Here is a 20,591-nt window from a genome sequence, read left to right on the forward strand (position 1 = left end):
TACGACATCCCGCAGCCCGCCCAGCCTGCTCAGCCAGGCATCCGCCGCGCCCCCGGAGAACGACGTAGTGCTCAGGGCCGCTCTCCGCGCTTGACCTGCGGCTTCGGCAGCCGGAGTCGACGCATCTGGAGGGTGCGCATCAGCGCGTAACGGACCGCGCCCTTGGTGTTCTCCTCCGGGAAGCGCGCGTTGAGCTGCTTCCTCAGGCGGATCGCGATGACGAACGAGTCGACCACGATCATCACGATGATGACCAGCCAGAGCAGCAGCGCCACGTTCTTGAGCACGGCGACCGGCACCACGCTCAGCATGAGGATGATCACGGCCAGCGGCAGGAAGAGCTCGGCGATGCAGAGCCGCGAGTCCACGTAGTCGCGCGCGAACCGGCGCACCTTGCCCTTGTCGCGCACGGGCAGATAGCGCTCGTCGCCACTGGCCAGGGCCTGGCGCTGCCGCTCCATCGCCGTACGCCGGTCGTCACGCTGGCGCTTGGCCGCCTCCTTGCGCGTCGTCGGCGTCTGGGCGACGCTGCGGCGCTGGGTCTGGGCCTCACTGCGCTTGGGCGTGGGGCGGCCCTTGGGGGCCTGAGGGTCACGGGTCACTTTGGAGTCGGTCACCTGCGCCTTGTCGGCGGGGGCCTTCTCTTCCTTCGCACGGCTACGGAACACAAAACCCAAGGGTACGGGGTCCGCGAGCATGGACGTCGATCGAGTGGGGAACGATCCGGCAACACCGTGCGTCTGTGGTGGACAGAGGGGACGTCGCTCCGGGGTGCACCCCCGGGTGCCACCTACTCCTTACGCCGGAGCGGTGGCGGGAGCAGTCGTCCTTGGGGATGAGCGCATCCGTCCCCGAACAGTGCGGTAATGGATGCAGGGCCCGTACTGTGGGTCCTGTTGCAGTACCTGGAGCTGGAGTCCGTCAGAAGGGGGCGCGCGAAGCCCATGAGCGGTGTCATGAAGCGTATGGGGATGATCTTCCGCGCGAAGGCGAACAAGGCCCTTGACCGGGCCGAGGACCCGCGCGAGACCCTCGATTACTCCTATCAGAAGCAGCTGGAGCTGCTCCAGAAGGTCCGGCGCGGTGTCGCCGACGTGGCGACCAGCCGCAAGCGTCTCGAACTGCAGCTGAACCAGCTCCAGAACCAGTCCTCCAAGCTGGAGGACCAGGGCCGCAAGGCCCTCGCGCTCGGCCGCGAGGACCTCGCCCGTGAGGCGCTGTCGCGCCGCGCGGCGCTCCAGCAGCAGGTCACCGACCTGGAGACGCAGCACCGGACCCTCCAGGGCGAGGAGGAGAAGCTCACCCTCGCCGCGCAGCGTCTGCAGGCCAAGGTCGACGCCTTCCGTACGAAGAAGGAGACGATCAAGGCGACGTACACGGCGGCCCAGGCACAGACCCGGATCGGTGAGGCCTTCTCCGGCATCTCCGAGGAGATGGGCGACGTGGGGCTTGCCATCCAGCGTGCCGAGGACAAGACGGCGCAGCTCCAGGCGCGGGCCGGCGCGATCGACGAGCTGCTCGCCTCCGGTGCCCTCGACGACCAGTCCGGGCTGGCGAAGGACGACATCCAGAGCGAGCTGGACCGGATCTCGGGTGGTTCGGACGTGGAACTGGAGCTCCAGCGCATGAAGGCCGAGCTGGCCGGCGGTTCCTCGTCGCAGAAGCAGGCGATCGAGGGCGGCACGGGCCAGTCCCAGCCGTCGTCGCAGCCGCAGGACACTCCGCGCTTCGACAAGCAGTGACCTGGCGGGCCCATGCCTGAGGAGGCGACATGATCGTACGGATCATGGGGGAGGGGCAGGTGAGGCTGGACGACGGCCGGCTCACCGCCCTGAACAAGCTGGACAACGAACTGCTCACCGAGATGGAGAGGGGTGACGAGTCCGGCTTCCGCCGCACTCTGGCGGCCCTCCTGGACGCGGTGCGCGGTGCGGGGACCCCGCTCCCCGACGACTCGCTGGAGCCGTCGGAGCTCATCCTCCCGTCTCCGGACGCCACGCTCGAAGAGGTCCGCGAGATGCTGAGCGACGACGGCCTGATCCCCGGCTGACCGCTCCCCGCTCCGGCTTCCGGGCCCGAGGGCACAGCCCACCGGCCCGGCAACCCGGGGGAACGGGGGCACACAGGAGCGGTGGAGTACACGGCACGGACCGCGTCACGTTCCCCGGACGCAGCACCGGGACACCGCACCACCCCGGACCCCGTCCCGGCACCCGAGCGCGATGCCGGGACGCACGCGCCACCCCGCACCCCGCCCGGGAGACGGACCGGGCGCGGAGTGGTGCCGTACCGGCCGGTCCCCAGCCCGGCAGGGCCCCGTACCGTGGACCGGATGAGCACTCTGGAGCGTATGAGGGACTGGCTGCGGGACCACCGCCTCGCCCTGGACGCCGCCCTCGCCGCCGGCGTCCTCGTCAGCATGGTGGCCGGCTCCTTCGTCGACGCGCACGGCGCCGACGGAACGACCTGGAGCGCCCGCACCCCCGACGTCCTCAGCCTCGCCCTGATGGTCCTCGCCGCAGCGGCCCTGGTCTTCCGCCGCCGCGCCCCGATGAAGGTCCTCGCGGCGACCGTCGGTGTCTCTCTGGTGGAGCTGGTGACCGCCGACCCCCGCGCCCCGGTCACCATGTCCGCCGTCGTCGCCCTCTTCACCGTGGCCTCGGCCACCGACCGCCCCACGACCTGGCGCGTCGGCCTGCTCACCATGACCGTCCTCACGGCGGTCGCCATGCTCGCCGGACCGCTGCCCTGGTACGCCCAGGAGAACCTCGGCGTCTTCGCGTGGACCGGGATGGCCGCGGCGGCCGGTGACGCCGTCCGCAGCCGGCGCGCCTTCGTGCACGCGATCAAGGAACGCGCGCTGCGGGCCGAGCGCACCCGGGAGGAGGAGGCGCGCCGCCGTGTCGCCGAGGAGCGGCTGCGGATCGCCCGCGATCTGCACGACGTCGTCGCCCACCACATCGCCCTCGTCAACGTGCAGGCCGGAGTCGCCGCCCACGTCATGGACAAGCGCCCCGACCAGGCCAAGGAGGCCCTCGCCCACGTACGGGAGGCCAGCCGGTCCGCGCTGAACGAACTGCGCGCCACCGTGGGCCTGCTGCGTCAGTCCGGCGACCCCGAGGCCCCGACCGAGCCCGCCCCCGGGCTGGCCCGGCTCGACGAACTCGCGGACACCTTCCGCAACGCGGGGCTCCCCGTCGAGGTGGCCCGTTCCGACTCCGGCACGGTGCTGCCCGCGGCCGCCGACCTCGCCGCGTACCGGGTGATCCAGGAGGCCCTGACCAATGTGCGCAAGCACGCGGGCCCGGGAGCGAAGGCCGAGGTCAGCGTGGTCCGCGTCGGGCCGGTGGTGGAGGTGACCGTCCTCGACAACGGCCCGGACCGGGACACGGTCCCCGGACAGGACACCGGCCCGGAACAGGCGTACGGCCGGGGACACGAGCACGGCTCCGGACCGGACACCGGACCGCAGGAGGGCGGCGGCCACGGGCTGCTCGGCATGCGCGAACGCGTCACCGCGATCGGCGGGAGCTGCACGGCCGGTCCCCGCTACGGAGGCGGTTTCCGCGTCCATGCGATCCTTCCCGTCAAGAACCACGCGTCTGCCCTGGGGGACCCCGTATGACGATCCGTGTCGTGCTCGCCGACGACCAGGCATTGCTGCGCAGCGCCTTTCGCGTGCTGGTCGACTCGGAACCCGACATGGAGGTCGTGGGGGAGGCGTCCGACGGCGCCGAGGCCGTGACGGTGACCCGGGACGAGCGGGCCGACGTGGTGCTGATGGACATCAGGATGCCGGGCACGGACGGACTCGCCGCCACCCGGATGATCACCGCCGACCCGGGCCTCGCGCACGTACGGGTCGTGATGCTGACGACCTTCGAGGTCGACGAGTACGTGGTGCAGTCGCTGCGCGCCGGCGCCTCGGGGTTCCTCGGCAAGGGCGCCGAGCCGGAGGAACTCCTCAACGCCATCCGGATCGCCGCGGGCGGGGAGGCGCTGCTGTCCCCGGCGGCCACCAAGGGCCTCATCGCCCGGTTCCTCGCGCGGGGCGACGACGAGGGGCCGGGGGCCGCCCGCTCCGAGCGGCTCGGCGCGCTCACCGGGCGCGAGCGCGAGGTGCTCGTCCAGGTCGCCGCGGGCCACTCCAACGACGAGATCGCCGAGCGCCTCGAAGTGAGTCCGCTCACGGTGAAGACGCACGTCAACCGGGCCATGGCCAAACTCGGCGCCCGCGACCGGGCCCAGCTGGTGGTCATCGCGTACGAGTCGGGGCTGGTACGCCCGAGGGTGGACTGAGCGTTACCTGCGCGTACTGCGCCTGGAGTAGGTTCCGGGTAAGGAAATGGACCCAGGGGCTACGGATCGTCGCCCGTTCATGGCCCAAGGTGTGACGTGGGGCGTTCCCCAGTTCACCGCCTTCCGCTCGAACCACAGAAGAGAGACCCACCACCCATGTCCTGGCTGTCCAGATTCAGCCTCGCGCAGCGGGCCCTCATCGGGCTGATGTCGATCATCGCGCTCGCTTTCGGGGCGATAGCGATCCCCCAGCTCAAGCAGCAGTTGCTGCCCACCATCGAACTGCCCATGGTGTCCGTGCTCGCGCCGTACCAGGGTGCGTCTCCGGATGTGGTCGAGAAGCAGGTCGTCGAGCCCATCGAGGACAACCTCGAAGCCGTCGACGGCATCACCGGTGTCACCTCCACCGCCAGCGAGGGCAACGCCGTGATCATGGCGTCCTTCGACTACGGCAACGACACCAAGCAGCTCGTCGCCGACGTCCAGCAGGCCGTCAACCGGGCTCGCGCCCAGCTCCCGGACGACGTCGACCCGCAGGTCATCGCCGGTTCGACGGACGACATGCCGACCGTCGTCCTCGCCGTCACCTCCGGCAAGGACCAGCAGGCCCTGGCCGACCAGCTCGACCGCACGGTCGTCCCCGCCCTCGACGGCATCGACGGCGTCGGCCGGGTCGCGGTCACCGGTGTGCGTGACCTCCAGGTCACCGTCACGCCCGACGACAGGAAGCTGGCGAAGGCCGGCCTCACCACGGCCGCCCTCGGCCAGGCCCTCCAGGCCGGCGGGGCGACCGTCCCGGCCGGCTCCTTCGACGAGGGCGGCAGCAACCACACCGTGCGGGTCGGCGGCGGCTTCACCTCGCTGGGGCAGATCCAGGACCTGATGGTCGCGGGTCAGCCCGGCAGGAAGCCGGTGCGCCTCGGCAGCGTCGCCACCGTGAAGCAGGAGCCGGCCAAGGCCGACTCCATCACGCGCACCGACGGCAGCCCGAGCCTCGCCGTGATGGTCACCATGGACCACGACGGCAGCGCCGTCGCCATCTCCGACGCGGTCAAGGACAAGCTCCCCGGCCTGCGCGCCGACCTGGGCGCCGGATCGGCGATCACCGTGGTCAGCGACCAGGGCCCGGCGGTCTCCAAGTCCATCCACGGGCTGACCACCGAGGGCGCCCTCGGCCTGCTGTTCGCGGTCCTGGTCATCCTGCTCTTCCTGGCGTCGGTCCGCTCGACGCTGGTCACCGCGGTGTCCATCCCGCTGTCCGTGGTGCTGGCCCTGGTCGTGCTGTGGACCCGTGACCTGTCGCTCAACATGCTGACGCTCGGTGCGCTCACCATCGCGATCGGCCGGGTCGTCGACGACTCGATCGTCGTCCTGGAGAACATCAAGCGGCACCTCGGGTACGGCGAGGAGCGCGAGGAGGCGATCCTCACCGCGGTCCGCGAGGTGGCCGGAGCGGTCACCTCCTCGACGCTCACCACGGTCGCCGTCTTCCTGCCGATCGGGCTGACCGGCGGCATGGTCGGCGAGCTGTTCGGCTCCTTCAGTCTCACGGTCACGGCGGCGCTCCTCGCGTCCCTGCTCGTCTCGCTGACGGTCGTCCCCGTGCTCTCGTACTGGTTCCTGCGCGCGCCCAAGGGCACCCCCGCGGACGCCGAGGAGGCCCGCCGCCAGGCCGAGGAGAAGGAGGAGCGCAGCCGTCTCCAGCGCTTCTACGTCCCGGTCCTGCGCTTCGCCACCCGCCGCAGGCTGACCAGCGTGCTGATCGCGGCCGCGGTCCTCGTCGGCACCTTCGGCATGGCACCCCTGCTGAAGACGAACTTCTTCGACCAGGGCGAGCAGGAAGTCCTCACCGTCAAGCAGGCGTTGAAGCCGGGCACCAGCCTGGCCGCGACCGACGCGCAGGCGAAGAGGGTCGAGAAGGTCCTCGCCGGCGTCAAGGGCGTCAAGGACTACCAGGTCACCATCGGTTCGTCCGGCTTCATGGCGGCCTTCGGCGGCGGTACGGACACCAACCAGGCGTCGTACCAGGTCATGCTGAAGGACTCCGCGTCCGCCAAGGACGTCCAGGCCCGCATCGAGAAGGGGCTCGGCGAGCTCTCCGGCGCCGGCACCATCACGGTCGCGGCCGGCGACGGGTTCGGCAGCCAGGACCTCAAGGTCGTCGTGAAGGCCGCGGACGGGGACGTGCTGCGCAAGGCGGCCGGCCAGGTCCGCGACGAGGTCGCGAAGCTCGACGACGTCACCGACGTCACGAGCGACCTGTCCCAGAGCGTGCCGCGGATCTCGGTCAAGGCCAACTCCAAGGCGGCGGCGGCCGGTTTCAACGACGCCACGCTCGGCGCGGCGGTCGGCCAGGCGGTACGCGGAACCACCAGCGGCAAGGCGATCCTGGACGACACCGAGCGGGACGTCGTCATCAGGTCCGCCGAGCCGGTCACCACGATCCAGGAGCTGCGCGGGCTGCGGCTCGGCGCGGTGAAGCTCGGTGACATCGCGGACGTGAAGCTGGTCGACGGGCCGGTCTCGATGACCCGGATCGACGGGCAGCGGGCCGCCACGATCACCGCCAAGCCGACCGGTGACAACACCGGAGCGGTCAGCAACGACCTGACGGCGAAGCTCGCGAAGCTGAAGCTGCCCTCCGGCGCCACGGCGTCGATCGGCGGTGTCTCCTCGGACCAGAGCGACGCGTTCAAGAACCTCGGCCTGGCGATGCTCGCGGCGATCGCGATCGTCTTCATGCTGCTGGTGGCGACGTTCCGCTCGCTGGTCCAGCCGCTGATCCTGCTCGTGTCGATCCCGTTCGCGGCGACCGGCGCGATCGGCCTGCTCGTCGTCACGGGCACCCCGATGGGTGTCCCCGCGATGATCGGCATGCTGATGCTCATCGGCATCGTGGTGACGAACGCGATCGTGCTGATCGACCTCGTCAACCAGTACCGGGCGCAGGGCTACGGCGTGGTCGAGGCCGTGATCGAGGGCGGCCGGCACCGGCTCCGCCCGATCCTGATGACGGCACTGGCGACGATCTTCGCGCTGCTGCCGATGGCGCTGGGCGTGACCGGTGAGGGCGGCTTCATCGCGCAGCCGCTCGCGGTGGTCGTGATCGGCGGACTCATCAGCTCGACGCTGCTGACGCTGCTGCTCGTCCCGACGCTCTACGCGATGATCGAACTGCGCAAGGAGCGCCGGGCGAAGAAGAAGGCTGCGAAGCGGGAGTCGCTGAAGAAGGAGTCCGGGCCGGCCGCGTCCGGCGAGAGCTCCGTGGGCGACGAGGACAAGTCCCCGGAGCCGGCCGGAGTCTGATCCGGTTCCAGGAAGCGGCCCCCGCCCCGGCGTTCACACGCCGGGGCGGGGGCCCGCCGTTTTCCGGCCGTCGCCGTCGCCGTCGCCGTCGAACCGCCGGCGGTTCGACGGCAAGGGGCGCCCCTCGGTCATGAGGGGCGCCCCTTTGTGTGTGACTGCGCCATGGGTGCCGCGCGGCACGTTTACGGCAGCGCCAGCATCCGCTCCAGCGCCAGCTTCGCGAACGCCTCGGTCTCCTTGTCGACCTCGATGCGGTTGACGAGGTTGCCCTCGGCGAGGGACTCCAGGGTCCACACCAGGTGGGGCAGGTCGATGCGGTTCATCGTCGAGCAGAAGCAGACCGTCTTGTCGAGGAAGACGATCTCCTTGCCCTCGGGCGCGAACCGGTTCGCGAGACGCCGTACGAGGTTCAGCTCCGTGCCGATCGCCCACTTGGAGCCGGCCGGGGCGGCCTCCAGGGCCTTGATGATGTACTCGGTGGAGCCCACGTAGTCCGCCGCCGCGACGACCTCGTTCTTGCACTCGGGGTGCACGAGGACGTTGACGCCCGGGATGCGCTCGCGCACGTCGTTCACCGAGTCCACGCTGAAGCGGCCGTGCACCGAGCAGTGGCCCCGCCACAGGATCATCTTCGCGCCGCGCAGCTCCTCCGCGGTCAGCCCGCCGTTCGGCTTGTGCGGGTTGTAGAGCACGCAGTCGTCCAGCGACATGCCCATGTCGCGGACGGCGGTGTTGCGGCCGAGGTGCTGGTCGGGCAGGAACAGCACCTGCGACCCCTGCTCGAAGGCCCACTCCAGGGCGCGCTGGGCGTTCGACGACGTGCAGATCGTGCCGCCGTGCTTGCCGGTGAACGCCTTGATGTCCGCGGACGAGTTCATGTACGAGACGGGCACGACCTGCTCGGCTATGCCGGCCTCGGTCAGCACGTCCCAGCACTCGGCGACCTGCTCGGCGGTGGCCATGTCGGCCATCGAGCAGCCCGCGGCGAGGTCCGGCAGGACGACCTTCTGGGCGTCGCCCGTCAGGATGTCGGCGGACTCCGCCATGAAGTGCACACCGCAGAAGACGATGTACTCGGCCTCCGGGCGGGCCGCCGCGTCGCGGGCCAGCTTGAAGGAGTCGCCCGTGACGTCGGCGAACTGGATGACCTCGTCGCGCTGGTAGTGGTGGCCGAGCACGAAGACCTTGTCGCCGAGCTTCTCCTTGGCAGCCCGCGCCCGCTCGACCAGGTCAGGGTCGGACGGTGAGGGCAGGTCGCCGGGGCACTCCACGCCCCGCTCGCTCTTCGGGTCGGCCTGGCGGCCGAGCAGCAGCAGGGCGAGGGGCGTCGGCTGGACGTCGAGCTCCTGGGTCTGGGCGGTGGTCACGACACGCACCCTTTCTGTTCTGCGGGTCGCCGGGCTCGAAGGGGAGCGGTCCGGCGGTACGATGCCTTTTCGTCTATTTGACGCTATCTATCATAACCGCTTCACGTCACGTTGACGATGGCCATAGCGTCCATGTGACGTGAATCCCGGTCGCCTCTCCGGCGGGTGACACCCGGGTGACCGTGGGGTTGTCCACAGGCATGTGTTCGTGCGCGGGAGCATGTGCGAGCATGAAGAGAGAAGGCAGAAGACATGAGCTCGGCCCGGAATGAATCCGCGGCCCCGCCGGTTGCAACCGTCGGCAAGCAGTCTCCGTACAACCCGGGAGAGAAGCAGATGTCCGTATCGGACGAGACCACCACCGTGAGCGACGGCATCATCCTGTCCGACGCCGCCGCTGCCAAGGTCAAGGCCCTGCTCGACCAGGAAGGCCGCGAGGACCTGGCGCTGCGCGTCGCCGTTCAGCCCGGCGGCTGCTCCGGCCTGCGGTACCAGCTCTTCTTCGACGAGCGCTCGCTCGACGGCGATGTCCTCAAGGACTTCGACGGTGTGAAGGTCGTCACCGACCGCATGAGCGCCCCGTACCTGGGCGGCGCCTCGATCGACTTCGTGGACACCATCGAGAAGCAGGGCTTCACGATCGACAACCCGAACGCGACGGGCTCCTGCGCCTGCGGCGACTCCTTCAGCTAGTCAGTCGGCCGGCACAAAAGCCGGTACGGACGAAAGGCGGCGTCCCCTGTGACGGGGACGCCGCCTTCGTGTGTCCGGGACCGGTTCCGCCGCTAGCGGGGCCCGGCCGACGTCGCCGCGGAGGGATCGGGGATGCCGAAGCGCCCGTGGTGGACCGCCTTGCCGTCGCTCCCCACGACCTCCCGGCCGCCGAGCGGCTCGTCCAGGCGCACCGTCTTCTCGTAGATCTTGGCGATCATGATGCAGACCTTGTTCTTCCAGGGCTTCTCCGTCACGGTGACGGTGACCTTGCCGGAACTCTCGCTCGCCGACGCGGTGTAGTCGGCGCACACTCCGCCGGTGAAGCTGACCGTCAGGTCCCTGCCGTCGGCCGTGTAGCCCTGGACACCGACGTCACGTGTGGCCGCCGGTGAGGACGACTGCTCCGGAGGCCGCGTCGGATCCGCGCTCGGCGGCGCCGGCGACTCCGGTGAGGCCAGGAACGCCGGCTCTACCGCCGGATGCGTCACGGTGTACGTGTCCTGCGCGCCCGGCGACCGCACCTCGAACAGCCAGGACGGCACCAGTGCCTGCCGCCCGTTCGCGCGCTGCGCCGCCAGTCCGAAGGTGGCCTTCTCGACGGTCACCGCCTCCGCCTTCGGCGCGGGGGAGGGGTGCTCGCACGGCGTCTCGTCCCGGTCCTTCAGCGGTACGGGGCTGGCGCAGCCGCCGATGCCCATGCGCCGGTCGCCCGTCGCCGACGCCGACCCGTTCATCAGGTCCAGCGTCTTCTTCGCGCCGATGACCGGGTACGCGTCTCCCTCCACCGGCGTCTTCAACTGGCCGCTGCCGCCGACGACATGACCGTCCGGGCCGATCCGCAGGCCGGTCGTCCACCCGTACGTGGGCAGTCCGCCCACGACCGGGTCGGCGTTCACGACCCGCACCCGGTTCATGAGCTGGCTCGCGTCGAGCTTCGCGTCGTCCTGGCCCACCGCCTTCAGCACGGGCGCGGCAGCCCTCTCGGCCGCCGCCTCGCTCACCGGACCGGGTGCGGAATCGGACTCGGAGCCGGAGCCCATGGACCCGCACACCGTGACCTTGGTGCAGTTGTCGCCTCCCGGCAGGGAGGAGCTGAAGGTCCAGGTCCCCGGTGCGTCCGCGGTCACCCGCAGATTGGGCTCGGTGCCGTCCGCGGCCGTGCCGACCGTCCAGGCGTCCCCGGCGAGCCGGGGCGTGCCCGCCAGGCCCAGGGCCTTCGCGAGCCGGGCCACCTCGGCCCGGGTCACCGTGCCCTCGGCCCACTGCACGTGCGCCGAGCCGGGTCCCGCGGGGAGTGTGCCGCTCGCGCGGTAGGTCGTGCCGTAGGGGTTGGGCTCGCCGGGCGCGATGCCGGCGGTACCGCCGGTGGACCCGTTGCCGGTGGTCGCCGCGGCGTAGCCGTCGAGGGCCAGGCGCGGGGGAGTGCCGTCGGCCGCGGGGGTACCGGAACGGCTGCCGCCGGACGCCGTCGCCGCGACGTACGCGCCGCCGCCCCCGACGAGCAGCACGGCGGCGACGACCGAGGCGACGGCCATCGGGGTGCGCCGCCGACGAGCCCTGCCGACCCCGTCGTCCGCGAAGGGACCCGGGACGGACACGTCGGGGTGCTCGACGCGGGAGTCCTCGCCGTCACCGCCGCCGCCGCCGTCATCGTCGCCGTCGCTCTGCGAGGCGCCCGCATCGGCACCCGTGTCGGCGCCCGCAACGGCACCCACGGGAGGTTCGGCGGAACCCTCGCCGGATTTTTCGTCGGTCTCCTCGCCGGAACCCGCGACGGTGCCGGGCACGCCGGGGGCGGTCGCGCCGGCGGCGCCTTCCACCGTCCCGTCGGCCGCGTCCTCGGCGGAACCCTCGGCCTGGTCCTCGGTCTGGCTCTCGGCGGAACCCTCGGCCTGGTCCTCGGTCTGGCTCTCGGCGGAACCCTCGGCCTGGTCCTCGGTCTGGCTCTCGGCGGAACCCTCGGACTGGTCCTCGGTCTGGCTCTCGGCGGAACCCTCGGACTGGTCCTCGGTCTGGCTCTCGGCGGAACCCTCGGCCCGGTCCTCGGCCTGGTCTTCGACGGAACTCTCAGCCTGGTCCTCGGTGTGCCCCTCGGCGGCATCCTCGGCCCGCCGCTCGGCGGGATCCGCGGCGGCGTCCTCGGCGGCATCCGTGACGGCGCCCTCCGGAGGACCCGCGACGGCGTCCTCGGCCGCGCCCTCGACGGGACCCTCGGCGTGACCTCCGACGGGATCGGTCGCGTCGTTGTCGGGTCGCTCGGTGCTCACCGCATCGCTCCTTCGGCTCCACTGCTGTCCCACGACCCGGCCCTGTCGATGACGGGCACTCCAGGGTCGTACAGCGCATCCCTTTTACGGGGGACAGCGATGGGACGCAGCGGGGGAGCGCACGGTTCCCTGCGGGCGCACCCCGTCTTCACCCGTTCGGCGCCGCCCGAGCTCTCACCCGTACGGCGGCGCCGCCCGGACGCCGCCGGTCAGTCGCCGTAGTCGGACATCGCGTCCAGCAGCCGTGCCGAGGCGGGCGGAACGGTCACCCCGTGGATGAGGGAGGGGGAGACATGGAGCGGAGGGACAGGTGCGGGGGCCGACCAGTGACCGGCCATCCGGGCGCAGTCGCCACGCAGCGAGGCCAGATCGCCTTCCAGGTCGCCGACCGGGCCGAGCGGAGCGGTGCCATGGACCTTGAGGTTCGTCATACCGGAACCGTATGCACCGTTGCCGTCACGAAGAAAGATCTACTATCGGGTAGTTTTGGCCCTTCAGGGGCCGAGTGCGGACCCGGTAGCGTTAAGTGTCAATCCCCTCCCCTCGCAGGAGCGTGTCCTAGCCGTGCGTATCGCAGTCACCGGCTCCATCGCCACCGACCACCTCATGACCTTTCCCGGCCGTTTCGCCGACCAGTTGGTCGCCGACCAGCTGCACACGGTCTCCCTCTCCTTCCTGGTCGACAACCTCGATGTCCGCCGCGGCGGCGTCGGCGCGAACATCGCGTTCGGCATGGGCCAGCTCGGTACCCGTCCGATCCTGGTCGGAGCGGCCGGCTCCGACTTCGACGAGTACCGCGCCTGGCTGGACCGGCACGGCGTCGACACCGCCTCCGTGCGCATCTCCGAGGTGCTGCACACCGCGCGCTTCGTGTGCACCACGGACGCCGACCACAACCAGATCGGCTCCTTCTACACGGGCGCGATGAGCGAGGCCCGCCTCATCGAACTCAAGGCCGTCGCGGACCGCGTCGGCGGTCTCGACCTCGTCCTGATCGGAGCGGACGACCCCGAGGGGATGCTCCGCCACACCGAGGAGTGCCGCTCGCGCGCGATCCCGTTCGCCGCCGACTTCTCGCAGCAGATCGCGCGCATGAACGGCGACGAGATCCGGGTCCTGCTGGACGGGGCGACGTTCCTCTTCTCGAACGAGTACGAGAAGGGGCTCATCGAGTCCAAGACGGGCTGGAACGACGGGGAGATCCTCTCCAAGGTCGGCCACCGGGTGACCACCCTCGGCTCGCGCGGTGTCCGCATCGAGCGCGTCGGCCACGACCCGATCGAGGTCGGCTGCCCCGAGGAGGAGCTCAAGGCGGACCCGACGGGCGTCGGTGACGCGTTCCGCGCCGGCTTCCTCTCCGGTCTCGCCTGGGGAGTCGGCCTGGAGCGCGCCGCCCAGGTCGGCTGCATGCTCGCCACCCTGGTCATCGAGACGGTCGGCACCCAGGAGTACCAGCTGAGCCGGGCCCACTTCATGGACCGCTTCACCAAGGCGTACGGCGACGACGCCGCCACCGAGGTCCAGGCGCACCTGTCCTAGACCCGTGGACCGGAACGAGAGCCGGGCCCGCCTCCGTCCGACGGAGGCGGGCCCGGCTCTCGTTCCGGCGGAGGCCGGTCCGGCCCGGGGCGCGGGACGGTTCTACGACAGCCGGCGGACGACGTAGGCCGAGCCGTGATCCGCCGGCTCCTCCCCCACGTACTCCTGGCCCCGCATCTCGCACCACGCGGGGATGTCGAGGCGGGCCGCCTCGTCGTCGGACAGGACCCGGACCGTGCCGCCGACCGGCACGTCCCCGATGACCTTGGCCAGCTCGATGACGGGGATCGGGCAGCGCCTGCCCAGCGCGTCGACCACCAGCGCGTCGACGGACGCGGGGACCTTCGACACCGCCGCCGGCGCCCCCAGCTTCTCGCGGACCCCCGAGACCACGCCCGGGAGCACCGACAGGAAGCGGTCGACGTCCTCCTCGTCGGTGCCGGGCGGCAGCGACACCCGCACATTGCCCTCGCTCAGGACACCCATGGCCTTCAGGACGTGGCTGGGGGTCAGGGTGCTGCTCGTGCAGGACGAGCCCGAGGAGACCGAGAAGCCCGCGCGGTCCAGTTCGTGCAGCAGAGTCTCTCCGTCGACATAGAGACAGGAGAAGGTGACGATCCCCGGGAGCCGGCGGACCGCGTCGCCGACCACCTCGACGTCCGGCACCAGCGCGGGCACCCGCGCCCGGATCCGCTCCGTCAGTTCCCGCAGCCGTACCGCCTCCGCCGCCGCCTCCGCGTGGACGGCACGCAGCGAGGCCGCCGCGGCGACGATCGCCGGGATGTTCTCGAAGCCGGCCGCCCGCCCCGACTCGCGCTCGTCCGCGGGCCCTTGGGGAGCGAACCGCACGCCCTTGCGTACGACGAGGAGTCCGACACCCGAGGGGCCGCCCCATTTATGGGCACTTGCGGTCAACAGGGACCAGTCGCCCTCCACCCGCCCCCAGCCCAGCGACTGTGCCGCGTCCACCAGCAGGGGCACCCCCGCCTCCCGGCACATCTGTGCCACCTCCGCCACCGGTTGCTCCGTGCCCACCTCGTGGTTGGCGGACTGGAGGCAGGCCAGCGCGGTGCCCGGAACCAGGGCCTCGGCATAGGAAGAAGGGGACACCCTTCCGGTGCGCTCGACCTGAACGCGGGTCACCGCACCGCCCGACGCCTCGTGGGCGTCCGCCGAATGGAGGACCGACGAGTGTTCGACGGCTGACACGATCAGGTGGTCTCCGACGCGCCGCCGGCCCGCCAGAGCACCCTCGATCCCCGAGTGCACCGCGCGGGTGCCGGAGGTGGTGAAGGCCAGTTCGTCGGGACGGCAGCCCACCGCCTCGGCCGCGGCCTCGCGCGCCGCGTCGAGGAGCAGCCGGGCCCTCCTGCCCTCACGGTAGAGGCGGGCGGGATCGGCCCACCCCTCGTCGAACGAGGCCTGAAGGGCCTGCCGGGCGACGGGGTGCAGCGGGGCCGCGGACGCGGCGTCGAAGTAGGACACGCCCCCACGCTAGTGCCGCGACAGGGGGCGCCCGCCCGTCGCCGGCCCTTCCAAGGGGGCGTCAGAAGTCATCCGGACCGGGGCATTCCAGGTGTCCTGACATGGCCTTGCAGGCGAAACAGCACTCCTTCGGGGAGTAGGGCGGCGCGTTGGGCACCCTCCCCGCGCGACCCCAAATAGCGTCCAGTAGGGTTTGGTCCGCATAAACATCCAAACCCCTGCCCGACGCAGGGCGGCGACCGACCAGCGAGAAGGCCGCAGCCAACAGCGCGGGCGAGACTCTCGGGAAGGCGCTACGTGAGTCCCAACGGCTCCGACCGCTCGCCGCGGCGCCCGATGCGGCGGAAGCTGCTGCAGGCAATGACTGCGGGCCTGGTCCTGGCGACAGCCACTGGTTGCTCGTACAACTGGGAAGACTTCCCCCGCCTTGGTATGCCCACCCCGGTCACGGAGCAGGCTCCGCGGATCCTCTCCCTCTGGCAGGGCTCGTGGGCGGCCGCGCTCGCCACGGGCGTGCTGGTCTGGGGCCTGATCCTGTGGAGCGTCATCTTCCACCGGCGCAGCCGGACCAAGGTCGAAGTTCCTCCGCAGACCCGGTACAACATGCCCATCGAGGCGCTGTACACGGTGGTTCCGCTCATCATCGTCTCGGTGCTCTTCTACTTCACGGCACGCGACGAGACGAAGCTCCTCAGTCTCAGCCCGAAGCCCGACGTCACGGTCAACGTGGTCGGCTTCCAGTGGAGCTGGGGCTTCAACTACATCGAGGACGTTCCCGGTTCCACCGGGAACGCCAAGACCGACCCGAACCTGGCCGCCATTCCGGACCGGTTCAAGAAGGACTTCCCGGCGAACGCCGGCGGTGTCTACGACGTCGGCACCCCCGCCACGCGGAACCCGCAGACGGGCAACCCCGGTCCGACCCTCTGGCTCCCCAAGGGCAAGACGGTCCGTTTCGTCCTCACTTCGCGTGACGTCATCCACTCCTTCTGGGTGGTGCCGTTCCTCATGAAGCAGGACGTCATCCCGGGGCACACCAACGCCTTCCAGGTGACCCCCAACCGTGAGGGCACCTTCCTGGGCAAGTGCGCCGAGCTGTGCGGCGTCGACCACTCCCGGATGCTCTTCAACGTGAAGGTCGTCTCCCCCGAGCGCTACGAGGCCCACCTCAAGGAGCTCGTGACCAAGGGACAGACCGGTTACGTCCCGGCCGGCATTGAGCAGACGGGCCACGAGAAGAACCGGGAGACGAACAACCTGTGAGCATCCTCAACGAACCCCAGGGTGCCGCCGAAGACTCGTACGAGAACGAGCTGCCGGTGCGGCGCAAGCAGCCAGGCAGTGTTGTGATCAAGTGGCTCACCACCACTGACCACAAGACGATCGGCACGCTCTATCTGGTCACGTCGTTCGCGTTCTTCCTGGTCGGCGGCGTCATGGCGCTGCTCATGCGTGCCGAGCTGGCGCGTCCCGGGCTGCAGATCATGTCGAACGAGCAGTTCAACCAGGCGTTCACGATGCACGGCACGATCATGCTGCTGATGTTCGCGACGCCGCTGTTCGCCGGTTTCACGAACTGGATCATGCCGCTGCAGATCGGCGCGCCCGACGTGGCGTTCCCGCGGCTGAACATGTTCGCCTACTGGCTGTACCTCTTCGGCTCGACGATCGCGGTCGGCGGCTTCCTCACCCCGCAGGGCGCGGCCGACTTCGGCTGGTTCGCCTACAGCCCGCTGTCGGACGCGGTCCGCTCGCCGGGCATCGGCGCGGACATGTGGATCATGGGTCTGGCCTTCTCCGGCTTCGGCACCATCCTCGGCGCGGTCAACTTCATCACCACGATCATCTGCATGCGCGCTCCGGGCATGACGATGTTCCGTATGCCGATCTTCGTGTGGAACGTGCTGCTCACCGCGGTTCTGGTGCTGCTGGCCTTCCCCGTCCTCGCGGCGGCGCTGTTCGCCCTGGAGGCGGACCGAAAATTCGGGGCGCATGTCTTCGACGCCTCAAACGGCGGAGCCTTGCTCTGGCAACACCTCTTCTGGTTCTTCGGCCATCCAGAGGTGTACATCATCGCCCTGCCGTTCTTCGGCATCATCTCCGAAGTCATCCCGGTGTTCTCGCGCAAGCCGATGTTCGGTTACATGGGCCTGATCGGCGCGACCATCGCGATCGCCGGTCTCTCCGTGACCGTGTGGGCGCACCACATGTACGTCACCGGTGGCGTTCTGCTCCCGTTCTTCTCCTTCATGACGTTCCTCATCGCCGTACCGACCGGCGTGAAGTTCTTCAACTGGATCGGAACGATGTGGAAGGGCTCGCTGTCCTTCGAGACACCGATGCTCTGGGCCGTCGGCTTCCTCATCACCTTCACCTTCGGTGGTCTGACCGGCGTCATCCTGGCCTCGCCGCCGATGGACTTCCACGTGTCCGACTCCTACTTCGTGGTGGCGCACTTCCACTACGTGGTGTTCGGCACCGTGGTGTTCGCGATGTTCTCCGGCTTCCACTTCTGGTGGCCGAAGATGACCGGCAAGATGCTCGACGAGCGTCTCGGCAAGGTCACCTTCTGGACGCTGTTCGTGGGCTTCCACGGCACGTTCCTGGTGCAGCACTGGCTGGGTGCCGAGGGCATGCCGCGTCGTTACGCGGACTACCTCGCGCAGGACGGCTTCACCGCGCTGAACACGATCTCGACGATCAGCTCGTTCCTGCTCGGCCTGTCGATCCTGCCCTTCCTCTACAACGTGTGGAAGACGGCCAAGTACGGCAAGAAGGTCGAGGTCGACGACCCGTGGGGCTACGGCCGTTCGCTCGAGTGGGCGACCTCCTGCCCGCCGCCGCGGCACAACTTCCTCACCCTGCCGCGGATCCGCAGCGAATCCCCGGCCTTCGACCTGCACCACCCGGAGATCGCCGCTCTCGACCAGCTCGAGAACGCCGGTCACGGTTCGTCGGCCCTTCCTGGCGGAAAGGAGGCCGGCAAGTGAAGGTCCAAGGCAAGATGTTCCTCTGGCTGGCCATGTTCATCCTCGTCATGGGGATCGTCTACGGCGTGTGGTCCAAGGAGCCGGCCGGCACCACGGCCCTCTTCATGGGCTTCGGCCTGAGCATGATGATCGGCTACTACCTGGCCTTCACGGCCCGGCGGGTCGACGCCATGGCACAGGACGACAAGGAGGCCGACGTCGCGGACGAGGCCGGCGAAGTGGGCTTCTTCAGCCCGCACAGCTGGCAGCCGCTCTCGCTCGGCGTCGGTGGCGCGCTCGCCTTCCTGGGCGTCGTCTTCGGCTGGTGGCTGCTGTACTTCTCGGCGCCGCTGATCATGCTCGGCCTGTGGGGCTGGGTCTTCGAGTACTACCACGGTGAGAACCGCACCCAGTAGCACCCGCGATACGCCCGGGAGCCCGGACACTCCGTCAGGAGTGTCCGGGCTCCCTCGTTTGCCGTGACTTCCGTCCCTCGCTCGGCTCACCCGGCGCGCCGTGCTTGACGGACGTTCATAGCGTGGACTCATGAATCACTCACCGCGAATCCGCACGGTCGTCAGCTGCACCGCGCTGGTGGTCGCCCTCGGCGCCGGCGCCGCCGCCTGCGGCTCCGACGACCACCCGCTCTCGGCGAAGCCGTACGACGCGGCGGGACAGATCTCGTTCAAGGGCCTCTCCGAGGACAGCAAGAAGCAGACCAAGGTCGACCCCGACAAGCCCCTGGAAATCACCTCCGAGAGTGACGAGGGGCGCATCACCGACGTGACCGCCACGGACGCGTCAGGACGCCATGTCGCGGGCGAACTGGCCGCCGACGGCAGCCGCTGGCGCAGCACCTCGCCACTCGCCGCAGGCGCCCACTACACGGTGCGCGTGAGCACCGAGGACGAGGACGGCGCCCCCGGCCGCAAGGTCATCGGCTTCGACACCAGCACGCCGAAGACGAAGAAGCTGCTGAACGTCGCATTCGGCCCCAAGGCGGGCAAGTACGGCGTCGGTCAGCCGATAACCGCCGAACTCAGCGCCCCCGTCAAGGACAAGGCGGCCCGCACGATCGTCGAACGCGCCCTCAGGGTCGACTCCACCCCCGCGGTGGACGGCGCCTGGCACTGGGTGGACGACAAGACGCTGCACTACCGCCCCAAGGAGTACTGGCCCGCCCACGCCACCCTGACGGCCCACAGCAACCTCGCCGGCGTCAGGATCGGCGAACGCCTGTGGGGCGGCAACGCCAAGACTGTGAAGATCACCACGGGCGACCGCCTGATCGCCCTGACCGACGCCGCCACCCACTCCATGACGGTCTACCGCAACGGTCAGGACATCAAGAAGATCCCCGTCACCACGGGCAAGCCCGGCTTCGACACGCGCAACGGCGTCAAGGTCGTGCTCGGGAAGGAGTCCCTCGTACGGATGCGCGGTACCAGCATCGGCATCGCCGAGGGCAGTTCGGACTCCTACGACCTGGAGGTGCGCTATGCGACCCGGGTCACCTGGAGCGGTGAGTACGTCCACGCCGCGCCCTGGTCGACCGGCTCCCAGGGGTACGCCAACGTCAGCCACGGCTGCACCGGCATGAGCACCGAGAACGCCGAATGGTTCTTCAACACGTTCAACGAGGGCGACATAGTCAAGGTCGTCAACTCCGACGGCAAGACCATGGACGCGTTCGGCAACGGCTTCGGCGACTGGAACCTCGACTGGAAGAACTGGCGCGACGGCAGCGCGCTGATGGCCGGGTCCCCGGACGCCCCGAACCCGGCCCAGCGCGCCAGACTGCGCCCCGAGAGCGTGTGAGGCCGCGCCCCTGGGGCCTGTCTGACAATTCCCGTCTGCCCGGCGACGCCATGCACGCTCCCCCAAGCTCTTCGAGCAGGGGGGACCCCCACTCGCCGCACCGGCCCCAGACCCGGGTACGTCCAGTACGCAGGTCTGGGGCCGGCACTCCCCCAGCCTTCGGCCGGGGGGACCCCCAGAGCACGCTCCCCCGAGCTCTCGGCTTCGCTCGAGCAGGGGGGACCCCCATGACGCCGCCGGGCCGCCCTTCGGGCGACGACGCGAATTGTCAGACAGGCCCGGGCGCGGGTTCCTCAGGCGCTCAGAAGGTTCTTGCGACGCAGCAGGGAGGCCAGTGAGGCGGCGAACTCCACCGGGTCGACCGGCAGGGTCACCGCGGCGTCGGCGCGGCTCCAGGTGGCCAGCCAGGCGTCCTGCGGGCGTCCGATGAGCACCAGCGCGGGCGGGCAGTTGAAGATCTCGTCCTTGATCTGCCGGCACACCCCCATGCCGCCCATCGGCACCGCCTCACCGTCCAGCACGCAGACGTCGATGCCGCCCTTGTCGAGCTCCTTGATGACGGCGGCCGGCGTCGCGCACTCGATGAACTCGACGAGGGCAACGTCCGGGGCGGGCCTGCGCCCGGTGGCGAGCCGCACCTGCGCGCGGGTGTTGGAGTCGTCGCTGTAGACCAGCACCGTGGCGGTCGGCTGCATTCTTCCTCCGAGACGTCAGCGTCGTACGGACATCGTGCGATCGGGCTGATCGTCCCCGGCCCGATGCGCGGATGCTACTCCCTTGAACACCTCGTCAGCACCGGTTCGGACACGGCTTCGATGGTCCATCCG

The 20,591-nt window shown here is 70.1% G+C and carries 17 protein-coding genes; 11 read left to right on the top strand and 6 right to left on the bottom strand.

From position 1 onward, the window contains the following. Window positions 1–71: 71 nt before the first annotated feature. On the bottom strand, window positions 72–698 hold the full coding sequence (locus tag OG780_RS29720; RefSeq protein WP_328453285.1) for a DUF3043 domain-containing protein: 627 nt from the start codon (window positions 696–698) through the stop codon (window positions 72–74). A 246-nt stretch (window positions 699–944) separates the two neighbouring features. On the opposite strand from OG780_RS29720, the gene OG780_RS29725 reads away from it, so the two are divergent. The 5 genes from OG780_RS29725 to OG780_RS29745 all read left to right on the top strand — a co-directional run bounded on the left by OG780_RS29725 (window position 945) and on the right by OG780_RS29745 (window position 7,605). After that, window positions 945–1,742: a PspA/IM30 family protein gene (locus tag OG780_RS29725; RefSeq protein ID WP_328458472.1), complete on the top strand. Its 798-nt coding sequence runs from the start codon at window positions 945–947 to the stop codon at window positions 1,740–1,742. Window positions 1,743–1,771: 29 nt separating this feature from the next. After that, a complete protein-coding gene (gene pspAA, locus OG780_RS29730; RefSeq protein ID WP_326788232.1) occupies window positions 1,772–2,050 on the top strand; it encodes a PspA-associated protein PspAA in 279 nt (92 codons plus the stop codon). Window positions 2,051–2,332: 282 nt separating this feature from the next. Further along, window positions 2,333–3,625, top strand: a complete 1,293-nt coding sequence (locus tag OG780_RS29735) for a sensor histidine kinase (protein WP_328453287.1) — start codon at window positions 2,333–2,335, stop codon at window positions 3,623–3,625. Then, entirely contained in the window at window positions 3,622–4,299 is a 678-nt protein-coding gene (locus OG780_RS29740; protein WP_328453289.1) for a response regulator transcription factor, read from the top strand. The genes OG780_RS29735 and OG780_RS29740 overlap by 4 nt, the downstream gene beginning before the upstream one ends. Window positions 4,300–4,455: 156 nt before the next feature. After that, window positions 4,456–7,605 carry an efflux RND transporter permease subunit gene (locus OG780_RS29745; protein WP_328453291.1) on the top strand — a complete coding sequence of 1,050 codons (3,150 nt, stop codon included), beginning with the start codon at window positions 4,456–4,458 and terminating at the stop codon, window positions 7,603–7,605. A 182-nt stretch (window positions 7,606–7,787) separates the two neighbouring features. On the opposite strand, the gene nadA is transcribed toward OG780_RS29745, so the two are convergent. Beyond that, entirely contained in the window at window positions 7,788–8,972 is a 1,185-nt protein-coding gene (nadA, locus tag OG780_RS29750; RefSeq protein WP_328453293.1) for a quinolinate synthase NadA, read from the bottom strand. 336 nt (window positions 8,973–9,308) lie between these two features. Between nadA and OG780_RS29755 the strand changes: the two genes are divergently transcribed. Beyond that, window positions 9,309–9,665, top strand: a complete 357-nt coding sequence (locus tag OG780_RS29755) for an iron-sulfur cluster assembly accessory protein (protein WP_261706957.1) — start codon at window positions 9,309–9,311, stop codon at window positions 9,663–9,665. Between the two features lie 92 nt (window positions 9,666–9,757). On the opposite strand, the gene OG780_RS29760 is transcribed toward OG780_RS29755, so the two are convergent. Both OG780_RS29760 and OG780_RS29765 read right to left on the bottom strand, forming a co-directional pair. Then, entirely contained in the window at window positions 9,758–11,953 is a 2,196-nt protein-coding gene (locus tag OG780_RS29760; protein WP_328453296.1) for a hypothetical protein, read from the bottom strand. Between the two features lie 209 nt (window positions 11,954–12,162). Next, window positions 12,163–12,384, bottom strand: coding sequence for a hypothetical protein (locus OG780_RS29765; RefSeq protein WP_326788238.1), 222 nt, complete (start codon window positions 12,382–12,384; stop codon window positions 12,163–12,165). A gap of 133 nt (window positions 12,385–12,517) precedes the next feature. Between OG780_RS29765 and OG780_RS29770 the strand changes: the two genes are divergently transcribed. After that, complete coding sequence (locus OG780_RS29770) at window positions 12,518–13,492, top strand: carbohydrate kinase family protein (RefSeq protein WP_328453298.1); 975 nt, start codon at window positions 12,518–12,520, stop codon at window positions 13,490–13,492. A gap of 102 nt (window positions 13,493–13,594) precedes the next feature. Here OG780_RS29770 and OG780_RS29775 read toward each other — a convergent pair whose 3' ends face one another. Further along, a complete protein-coding gene (locus OG780_RS29775; protein WP_328453300.1) occupies window positions 13,595–14,977 on the bottom strand; it encodes a cysteine desulfurase/sulfurtransferase TusA family protein in 1,383 nt (460 codons plus the stop codon). A gap of 297 nt (window positions 14,978–15,274) precedes the next feature. Here OG780_RS29775 and ctaC point away from each other — a divergent pair, with 297 nt between their 5' ends. From ctaC to OG780_RS29795, 4 genes are all read left to right on the top strand, one after another. Next, window positions 15,275–16,240, top strand: coding sequence for an aa3-type cytochrome oxidase subunit II (ctaC, locus tag OG780_RS29780; protein ID WP_328453302.1), 966 nt, complete (start codon window positions 15,275–15,277; stop codon window positions 16,238–16,240). Continuing rightward, window positions 16,237–17,967, top strand: a complete 1,731-nt coding sequence (gene ctaD, locus OG780_RS29785; RefSeq protein ID WP_326788242.1) for an aa3-type cytochrome oxidase subunit I — start codon at window positions 16,237–16,239, stop codon at window positions 17,965–17,967. The genes ctaC and ctaD overlap by 4 nt, the downstream gene beginning before the upstream one ends. Next, the gene (locus OG780_RS29790; RefSeq protein WP_328453304.1) at window positions 17,964–18,362 is read left to right on the top strand and encodes a cytochrome c oxidase subunit 4; all 399 of its coding nucleotides are present in this window, start codon (window positions 17,964–17,966) and stop codon (window positions 18,360–18,362) included. The genes ctaD and OG780_RS29790 overlap by 4 nt, the downstream gene beginning before the upstream one ends. Window positions 18,363–18,492: 130 nt before the next feature. Next, window positions 18,493–19,764, top strand: a complete 1,272-nt coding sequence (locus OG780_RS29795; RefSeq protein WP_328453306.1) for a L,D-transpeptidase — start codon at window positions 18,493–18,495, stop codon at window positions 19,762–19,764. 293 nt (window positions 19,765–20,057) lie between these two features. Here the strand turns inward: OG780_RS29795 and OG780_RS29800 are convergent, their stop codons facing one another. Further along, window positions 20,058–20,459 carry a hypothetical protein gene (locus tag OG780_RS29800; RefSeq protein WP_328453308.1) on the bottom strand — a complete coding sequence of 134 codons (402 nt, stop codon included), beginning with the start codon at window positions 20,457–20,459 and terminating at the stop codon, window positions 20,058–20,060. Window positions 20,460–20,591 lie beyond the last annotated feature (132 nt).

The sequence above is a fragment of the Streptomyces sp. NBC_00386 genome (genome assembly GCF_036063235.1).
GTDB lineage: Bacteria > Actinomycetota > Actinomycetes > Streptomycetales > Streptomycetaceae > Streptomyces.